Below are 8,274 nucleotides of genomic sequence, written 5' to 3'. Positions count from 1 at the left end.
GGGGCTTCGGCGTCCCGGCGCTGCGCAGCACTTCGCGGGCCTGGAGGGGCTTCCGCGTCGTGCCGGTGGGGGTCAGCCCTGCGCGACCGGGGTCGCCTGCAGCACGCCCTTGAGCTGCTCGCCGCCGGGCCAGTCGGTGGCGACGCGGCCGTCCTCGGTGGCCGAGGGCAGCGAGAACTCGACGCCGGTGGGCACCTCGGCGTGCGGCGCGGCCGCGGTGGCCTGGATCAGGTACGAGTGCGCGGGCGAGGTCGCGGTCAGGTTGACCGGCTGGGCGGCGCTGTTCTCGGGAACCACCTCGACGCCCTGGATCGGCGCGCCGTTCTCGGTGAAGACCACGCCGCGCGGGCCGCCCTGCAGCTTGCAGTTGACGTTCGGGTTCGCGGCCGTGTAGTCGACGCGGAACGCTTCGTGCCCGGCGGCACCGCCCTGCTCCTTGACGACCATGACGTCGACGTCGGCGGCGGTGCAGGCGGCGTCGCTCGGGTTGGCGGTCGCGGCCCCGGCGGAGAGGACGGAGATCCCGGCGACCGCTCCGGTCACGGCGGCGGCAGCGGCGATGCGGCGGATGTTCGCGAACATGGTGTTTCCTCCTCAGCGGTTCTTCTGCTCCTGAAGACGTGCCGGCCGCGCCGAGGATGCTCCGCGGTGGCACTGCTCATATCGGAGCAACCTCGAAGCCCCTCGCACGTCCGCCGGATGCAGGTGGGAGGAATGCCCCGTTCGCCCGATCGGCTCCGGGCGAACGGGACGTACCGCCGGTCACTCCAGGCTGTAGATCCGCCCGGTGTCCGCCCCTTCCACCGACCGCACGTACGCCTGCGCGACGTCCGCGAGGTCCACCGGCCGGATGCCGGGGAAGAAATCGCCGTACTCGGCGAGGCTCTCGGTGAACACGGTCGGGCTGATCGCGTTGATCCGCTGCGGGGCGATCTCCACGGCGGCGGCGCGCACGAACGATTCGACGGCCCCGTTGGCCATCGACGCGGCGCTGCTGGTGCGGACCGGGTCGCGGCCGAGCACCCCGGTGATGAGGGTGAACGAGCCGCGCTCGGCGATGCGCGGGATGCCCTGCCGCACCAGTTCGACCTGGCTGAGCACCTTGCCGCGGAACGCCGATTCGTAGTCGGCGGGGCTCATCTCGGTGACGGGCTTGTACGGCACGTCGCCCGCGGCGCTCACGACCGCGTCGACGGGGCCGGTCTGCTCGTAGAGGGCGGTGGTCTGCGCGGGATCGGTGAGGTCGAAGCGGAACCGCCCGCTGGTGCGTCCGGCGGTGAGCACGTCGTGGCCGCGCGCGCCGAGCGCGTCGCCGACGGCGGTGCCGAGCCTGCCCGCCGCGCCGATCAGGAGAACCTTCATGCCCCGACGCTAGGACGGGCCGTGCGGGGGAGGGAAATGCCTGTTCGGGCCGCACCTATGCTCAGCGGTCATGAATGTGGAGTTGCGGCACCTGCGCGCGCTGGCCGCGATCGGCGACGCGGGCACGATCACGGGTGCGGCGGCCGCGTTGCACGTGACGCAGCCCGCGCTGTCCCGCACGTTGGGGCAGCTGGAGGCCCGGCTCGGCGCGAAGCTGGTGGAGCGCACCACCCGCAGCCTGGTGCTGACGCCGGCCGGTCTGCGGTTGCAGGAGCGGGCGCACCGGCTGCTCAACGAGCTGGACGAGGCGCTGGCGGAGGTGGCGGGTGGTCCGCGCCCGCTGCGCGTCGGTTTCGCCTGGGCGACGTTGGGCGAGCTCACGGTGCCGCTGTTCCAGCGCTGGCGGGAGGCCAACCCGGATTCCCCGGTCCGGCTGCACCGCTGCCCCGAGCCGGATGCGGCGCTGCGGCGCGCGGAGGTCGACGTGGCGTTCCTGCGCACCGAGCCGCCCCCGGCCCCGGACTTCGTCGCCGTCGCGCTGTTCCGCGAGCCGCGGGTGGCCGCGGTCGCCGAGCACGATCCGCTCGCCGCGTCCGGCGCGGTGCGGCTGGCGGACCTGGCGGACCGCACGGTCGCGGTGTGCGAGACGGCCGCGACCAGCGGTGCCGCGCTGTGGCCGCCGCAGCACCGCCCCGCCACCGCGGACGTGGCGAACGTGGACGAGTGGCTGACCGAGATCGCGATCGGCGACGTCGTCGGGGTCACCGCGGAGAGCACCCGGCACAGCCACCCGTACCCGGGCGTCCGCTACCTGCCGATCTCGGACGCCGATCCGCTCACGGTGCACCTGGTCCAGCCCCGGGTGCCGACGCACCCGGGAACGGACGCCTTCCGCGAGCACGTGCTGCGCTCGCTCTGATCAGGCGGGATCGCAGCGGCCGCCGAGGTGCTCGGCGAGGAACCGGTCGATGGCCCGGTGCAGCTCGATCTGGTTCTCCGGGTTGAGGAATCCGTGCCCCTCGTCCTCCTTCACGAGGTACTCGACGTCGACGCCGCGTTCGCGCAGCGCGGCGACGATGTTGTCCGATTCGGCCTGCACCACGCGCGCGTCGTTGGCGCCCTGGGCGACCAGCAGCGGGGTGCGGATCCGGTCGACGCGGGTGATGGGGGAGCGGGCGAGCATGTCGGCGCGCTGCTCGGGCACGTCCGGGTCGCCCGCGTACCGGTACCAGTTGCTGATCAGCCCGCGGCGGGCGAACGGCGGCAGCGTGCGGGTGAAGTTGACCAGGTCGGAGATGCCCACGTAGTCGACGGCGGCGGCGAACTTGTCGGGCGTGAAGGTGACGCCGACCAGCGCCGCGTACCCGCCGTAGGAGCCGCCGGAGATCGCGAGGCGCTCGGGGTCGGCGTAGCCCTGCTCGACGGCCCAGTCGGCGGCGTCGATGAGGTCGTCGTGCATGGCTCCGGCGAGCTCGCCGATGGCGGCTTCCAGGTGCCGCTTGCCGTACCCGGTGGAGCCGCGGAAGTTCACCTGCAACACCGCGTACCCGCGGTTCGCCAGCAGCTGCACCTCCGGCGAGTAGCCCCACGAATCCCGGTACCACGGCCCGCCGTGCACCAGCAGCACCAGCGGCAGCCCGCGCGGCTCCACTCCGACCGGCAGGGTCAGGTAGGCGGGCAGCGGGAGCCCGTCGCGGGCGGGGATCGTCACCGGCGTCATCGGCGCCAGCGATTCGGGGTCGAGGTGCGGGTACGGCCGGAACAGCAGCCGGGATTCCCCGGTGGCGTGGTCGTAGAACCAGGTGGCGCCGGGGTCGCGGTCGTGGGTGAACGACACCACCCAGCGGCGCCCGGCGTCGTCCCGGGAGATCCCCGCGAGGTCGCCGTCGGAGAGCGCTGCCAGCTTCGCCAGCACCTCGCCGAATTCGTCGTCGAGCGCCCGGATCTCCTGCCGCTCGCCGAGGTAGCGCACTCCGAGCAGCCGCCCGCTCGCCCGGTCCCGGATCAGCGGCGAGGACTGCTGCACGACGATGCGCCGGTCCCCGTCGAGGTCCAGCTCCGGATGCGAGTCCACTTCGGACTCCTCGCCGGTGCTCAGGTCGAACCGGGCCAGCACGGCGCGGTCCCCGTCGCGGTACGAGCCCAGCCACACCCCGGTGCCGTCCGCGTCGAGCTCGAACGGGTTGATGCCCATCGGGTGGCCGTCGCCGGTGAACGTCGTGATCGGGGTCAGCTCGCCGGTTGCCGGATCGTGGCGGGACAGCTCCAGGTCGCCGTTCTCGGTGAGGCTGCGGGCGTAGTTCTCGGCGCCGGGCAGCCAGTCCAGCACGGTGCCGGGGTTCTCGGCGAGCACGGTCGACTCGCCGGTGCTGATGTCGATCTCCACCAGGTCGAACCGGTCGAGCTCGCGGGCGTTGACCTGCACCAGCACCCTGCCGGGCCGGTCCGGGCGCTGCTGCCCGATCGAGGTCCGCACCCCGGGCGGGTAGGGCGTGAGATCGACCGCGGGCGCGTCCGGGTCGTCCAGGTCGACGCGGAACAGGTGCCAGTCCTCGTTGCCGCCCGCGTCCTGCACGTACAGCAGCCAGCGCGGGTCGTCGGTCCAGTGGTAGTCGGTGACGCTGCGCGTCTCGTCCGCGGTGACGCACCGCGTCTCGGAGTCGTCCTCGACCCCGCGGATCCACACGTTGAGCCGGTTCTTCCACGGCGCCAGGTACGCGATCCGCGTCCCGTCCGGGGAGATCGTGGCACCGGCGCGCTCGGGCGAGTCGAAGAGCGCTTCCACCGGGAGGATGTCGGGCAGGGCCATGTCGGATCTCTCCTCTCCGACGGCCCCGTCGGCCGCCGTGACCACAGTCGACTCCGTGCCGTCGCGGCATGCTCAAGCCGATTTCCCGTGACCCGAGCCACTCGTGCCGCGGCGAGGGCGGATCTCCGCCGACGTCCGACGGAGCGCCCTGCCCCGGCCGGTCAGAGCGACCGCAGCCGGTCGCGCACCCGCTCCAGCAAGGACAGGTCCCGATCCGCCTCGGTCGGCTCGATCCGCCCGCTCCAGGCCAGCGCCGCTCCCGGTTCGCGCCGGGGCAGCGGTGGTCGGCAGTCCGGCCCGCACGAGTGGTCGCGCCCCCAGCTCTCGATCAGCACCGCGACGCATTCCGCGCACCCCGAGCGCGCCCGACCGCTGGTGGCGCGGTCCACGCCGACCCCGCAGAACGCCGATCCGCTCCTCACGTCCCGGACGTGCACCCGTCCGTCCGCGTCGGTCCAGGTCCCGGCGGGCCGCAGCGGCCTCATCGGAACGCCGTTCCCGTGGGTCCGGTGGCGGGGCCGGTGCTGGTCGGGGAGGGCACCGGCCCCGCCGGAACCCCACCCGGGCCGCGGCCGGGGACCCGCGGTCGTTCCCGGGTGGGGCGGTCGCGGCGCGCACCGAGCATCCGGGTTCCGAGCGCGGAGCGGAACCGGCGGACGAGGTGCGGCGGCAGTCGCGACATACCCCGACCTTCGGCGCCCGATCGCCGCAGGTTGACGGTTATGCGCCCCATGCGCATGGGGCCGCATGGGATCCGGTCAGCGGGCGAGCGCCTGGGCGTGCGCGGTGCGGTACTCGCCGGTCCACGCCGCGTGCCGCTGGTCCTCCGGCAGGCCGTCGAGTCCGCTGCCCAGGTGGTCGGCGGCGACGTCGTGCAGGCCCATGTCCAGGGTCGCCATGCCGAGGTTGAGCCGGTGGAAGGTGGGGGTCAGCCAGTAGGCGGTGCCGGGGGCCGGCCGCTGCCCGGATTCCTCCAGCAGCTCGGCGGCGGTGTCCAGGAGCCGTCGTGCACCGTCCCGATCACCGAGGCGGCTCGCCCCGTGCGCGGCTTGAGCGGCGGCCCCGATGCGCTGGTGGACGCTCGCACCGGGGGTGTGGTGCTCGGTGAGGAACCACCGAGCCACTCCGCGCCAGTTCTGCTGCTGGCGGGCGATGTAGCCGCGGAAGTTCGCCGCCTGAGCGGCGAGCACGCCGTCCTCGATCTCGTCGGCGGCCTGCTCGGCTTCGGTCAGCCACCGCAGCGCTTCCCGGTCCTGCCGGTCCTCGGCGTACAACCACCCGGCGAACTGCACCCATTCGGCGGCGACCGCGGCCAGCGCGGGCCGGTGCGGTCCAGCAGCCTGCCGCACCAGTCCGGTGACCAGTCGCGCGTGCGCGAGGGTGGGCGGGATGAGCGGTACAGGCCCGAGCACGTCGTCGAGCCTGCGCTGCGCGGCGAGCACTCCGGCGAGGGCGGTGACGGTGCCGCCGTCGAGGGTGTGCGGCCGGTCCAGCACCCGCTCGATCCGCGTTCGGTCCGCATCGTCGAGCACGTCCTCGGCGACACCGGTGACGAGCCTGCGCAGCGCTCCGGCGGCACCGACCGCTTCGTCGAGCGCGGCGACGGCGCGGACGTCGGGCCGCTGCCGGTCGTGCTCGTACCGGGAGATGTTGCCCTGGTCCACGTGCACGTGGCGCGCGAGCGCGCTCTGCGTCAGCCCCGCGGTGCGGCGGAGGCGCCGCAGCGCCTGCCCGAAGCTCTCGGCCATCGTTCGCCCCTTCCCCGCCGGGAATCCGACCCGGCGAGCGGTCCACCTTGCCAGCGGTGCGCCCGGGCCTCGGCGGACTCGCCCGTACGAGATCGGCTCTGCAACCGGTCAGTCGGCCGCGACCGGGCCGAGCAGGTCCCAGCGGTTCCCCGCGATGTCCAGGAAGACCGCGACGCGGCCGTAGGGTTCGCTGCGCGGGGGACGCGCGAATGCGACGCCCGCCGCCCGCAACCGCGCGAAGGCGGCGTCGAAGTCGTCCACGCGCAGGAAGAACCCGACCCGCCCGGCGGTCTGCTCGCCGACCGCGGCGGACTGCCGTTCGCCGTCCGCGCGGGCCAGCAGAATTCCGGTCGCGGCACCGGGCGGCCGCACGACGACCCACCGCTTCGCCCGGCCGTCGCCGGTGGTCGCCGGCGAGTCCTCGACGAGTTCGAATTCCAAGGTGCCGACGAAGAAGTCGATCGCCGGGTCGTAGTCGTCGACGACGATCGTCACGAGGTCCAGGTGCACGGCGTCCTCCCCGGCGGATCGCCGATCAGCTTCGCGCACGGCAGTGCCGTTCCGCAATGGTCCCGGAAAGCAGGAAACCCCCTGTGGGGAGGGGGTTTCCTTCGGCTCGGCCGGACCGGTGCGCCCGGTGGCGCGCCGGGACCGTGGATCGGCGCGGATCACGGCACCGGGCCGGCCGGCGGGTGCGTCCGATCAGGCGGCGGGCGTGGTCACGCACTCCACCGTCGGATCGGCCTCGGTACCGGACGCGACGCAGTCGACGCCCTGGCCGTCCGCGGGGATCGGGTAGCTGAACACGACCGGCCCGTCCGCCTCGGCACCGACGGAGAACTTCAGGACGGTCGGCTGCCACGATTCGCTGCCGTGCAGGGTCTTCGAGTAGTACGTGGTGCCGGGCTCGACGGTGGTGCCGAAGCCTTCGCCGTCGTCGGTGAGCTCGCTGACGTGCAGCCGGTAGTCCCCGGCGGTGTACTTGCCCTCGCCCTCGTGCCCCGGTTCGGCCGCGTGCGAACTCGGAATCTCGGGGGAGACCTGCTCCTGGTTCGCGGCCACGGCGACACCTCCGCCGAGCGCCAGCACCGCACCGGCCACCACACCGGAGACCACGATCTTCTTCGCGTTGAACTGCATTGCGACTCCTCGCGTTGATCCGGTCCGAGCACCGCCGCGGCGGCCTCGGAATTCCGATCACGAATCCTGTCGGCCCGCGCGGCCGGTCACCTCGGCCGAGGAGCCGGTCCGAACGCGAAAAAACAGCCGATAGGCCGAAACGGCACGTTTCGAGAAACGGGGAAACCCTTGCGAACGTCGGTTTCCCGTGCGATCGGAAGCGCATCCGGAGATCTCCCGTTCTTCGATCGCCGGATTCGACCGGGGAAATTCCGGCGCGTTCGGTCCGGTTTCCACGGCGCGCTGGAGGTCCTTTCAGGTGATTCATCCGGTAAACGGAGTAGTGGAGGCTCCCGCTGGCGAAGATCGGACCCTTCCTGCATCGATCGGACAAGGGGTGGGCGTGCCGAACGGCTTCTACACGGATGAGCAAGGCCGGGTCCGGCCGATCAACGGGAAGAAGGGCCGCGGTGGAAGTTCTTCGTCGGGCACCGGTGCCGCTCCCTGACGCGGACCGTGATCCCGCTCGCCGACGAGCGGGGCGGCACCGCGGTCGTGTCGGTCGCCTACGTGCGGACCGGCAGCACGCGGGATGCGCGCGCGCTGAACCGGCTGGACCGCCGGGACGGGACCGGGGACATCAGGGCGCTGGGCAGCAGCGTCCTCGCCGCGCGGGGAGTGTCCTCCACCGGCGAGCACTACGAGTCCACCGCGAAGGGCACGCTCTTCGTGCGAGCGGAGGCGGCGCCGGTGAGCGGGAACCTGCCCCCGGCGGTCCTGGACGGGATGGCCGAGGTGGCGGTGCTGCTCCCGCGGCCGTAGCCGGGACGGGAGCCGGTGCCGGCGCGGTCGGCGGCAGAACGATCAGGTCGGCGGGGAGGCCCGATCGCCGTCACCCGCCCCCGAACAGCAAGAAACCCCCCTGCGGCTAAGTAGGGGGTTTCCAGCTGTCTCGACCAGACGTGCGCCCGAAGGGATTCGAACCCCTAACCTTCTGATCCGTAGTCAGATGCTCTATCCGTTGAGCTACGGGCGCTTGTTCAGTTGTGGATCCCCGCCTGGGCGGGAACCCCTGCGGAGGCTCCGGGATTTGAACCCGGGAGGGGGCGTGACCCCCAACCGCATTAGCAGTGCGGCGCCATAGACCAGACTAGGCGAAGCCTCCCGGCAGTCCCTCTCGGCCACTGGGGAAAAGAGTACACGGCCCGTTCACGCCTCCGCGCAGGGGGGTCGGTC

General features: G+C 72.9%; 9 protein-coding genes and 2 tRNA genes. 2 read left to right on the top strand and 9 right to left on the bottom strand.

All coding sequences use genetic code 11. The annotated features are described in order from the left end of the window. Nucleotides 1–72: 72 nt before the first annotated feature. The gene (locus ABZ805_RS16185; RefSeq protein ID WP_358440318.1) at nucleotides 73–582 is read right to left on the bottom strand and encodes a DUF4232 domain-containing protein; all 510 of its coding nucleotides are present in this window, start codon (nucleotides 580–582) and stop codon (nucleotides 73–75) included. 180 nt (nucleotides 583–762) lie between these two features. Then, the gene (locus ABZ805_RS16180; protein WP_358440316.1) at nucleotides 763–1,362 is read right to left on the bottom strand and encodes a short chain dehydrogenase; all 600 of its coding nucleotides are present in this window, start codon (nucleotides 1,360–1,362) and stop codon (nucleotides 763–765) included. Nucleotides 1,363–1,432: 70 nt separating this feature from the next. Here ABZ805_RS16180 and ABZ805_RS16175 point away from each other — a divergent pair, with 70 nt between their 5' ends. Further along, nucleotides 1,433–2,281 carry a LysR family transcriptional regulator gene (locus ABZ805_RS16175; RefSeq protein WP_358440313.1) on the top strand — a complete coding sequence of 283 codons (849 nt, stop codon included), beginning with the start codon at nucleotides 1,433–1,435 and terminating at the stop codon, nucleotides 2,279–2,281. On the opposite strand, the gene ABZ805_RS16170 is transcribed toward ABZ805_RS16175, so the two are convergent. The 5 genes from ABZ805_RS16170 to ABZ805_RS16150 all read right to left on the bottom strand — a co-directional run bounded on the left by ABZ805_RS16170 (nucleotide 2,282) and on the right by ABZ805_RS16150 (nucleotide 7,059). After that, nucleotides 2,282–4,171, bottom strand: coding sequence for a S9 family peptidase (locus tag ABZ805_RS16170; RefSeq protein WP_358440311.1), 1,890 nt, complete (start codon nucleotides 4,169–4,171; stop codon nucleotides 2,282–2,284). It lies immediately after the preceding gene. 161 nt (nucleotides 4,172–4,332) lie between these two features. Further along, a complete protein-coding gene (locus tag ABZ805_RS16165; RefSeq protein ID WP_358440308.1) occupies nucleotides 4,333–4,656 on the bottom strand; it encodes a hypothetical protein in 324 nt (107 codons plus the stop codon). Nucleotides 4,657–4,929: 273 nt separating this feature from the next. Continuing rightward, a complete protein-coding gene (locus tag ABZ805_RS16160) occupies nucleotides 4,930–5,919 on the bottom strand; it encodes a helix-turn-helix transcriptional regulator (protein ID WP_358440306.1) in 990 nt (329 codons plus the stop codon). Nucleotides 5,920–6,027: 108 nt separating this feature from the next. Next, nucleotides 6,028–6,468: a VOC family protein gene (locus ABZ805_RS16155; RefSeq protein WP_358440304.1), complete on the bottom strand. Its 441-nt coding sequence runs from the start codon at nucleotides 6,466–6,468 to the stop codon at nucleotides 6,028–6,030. Between the two features lie 153 nt (nucleotides 6,469–6,621). Continuing rightward, entirely contained in the window at nucleotides 6,622–7,059 is a 438-nt protein-coding gene (locus tag ABZ805_RS16150; protein ID WP_358440301.1) for a hypothetical protein, read from the bottom strand. A gap of 495 nt (nucleotides 7,060–7,554) precedes the next feature. On the opposite strand from ABZ805_RS16150, the gene ABZ805_RS16145 reads away from it, so the two are divergent. Next, nucleotides 7,555–7,860 carry a hypothetical protein gene (locus ABZ805_RS16145; RefSeq protein ID WP_358440298.1) on the top strand — a complete coding sequence of 102 codons (306 nt, stop codon included), beginning with the start codon at nucleotides 7,555–7,557 and terminating at the stop codon, nucleotides 7,858–7,860. 141 nt (nucleotides 7,861–8,001) lie between these two features. Here the strand turns inward: ABZ805_RS16145 and ABZ805_RS16140 are convergent. Both ABZ805_RS16140 and ABZ805_RS16135 read right to left on the bottom strand, forming a co-directional pair. After that, nucleotides 8,002–8,074 (bottom strand) — tRNA-Arg (locus ABZ805_RS16140). A 39-nt stretch (nucleotides 8,075–8,113) separates the two neighbouring features. Then, nucleotides 8,114–8,203: transfer RNA gene (locus tag ABZ805_RS16135), tRNA-Ser, on the bottom strand. Nucleotides 8,204–8,274 lie beyond the last annotated feature (71 nt).

Source organism: Saccharopolyspora sp. NPDC047091 (assembly GCF_040643635.1).
Lineage (GTDB): Bacteria > Actinomycetota > Actinomycetes > Mycobacteriales > Pseudonocardiaceae > Saccharopolyspora_C.
This window is presented reverse-complemented; position numbering and strand designations above follow the sequence as displayed.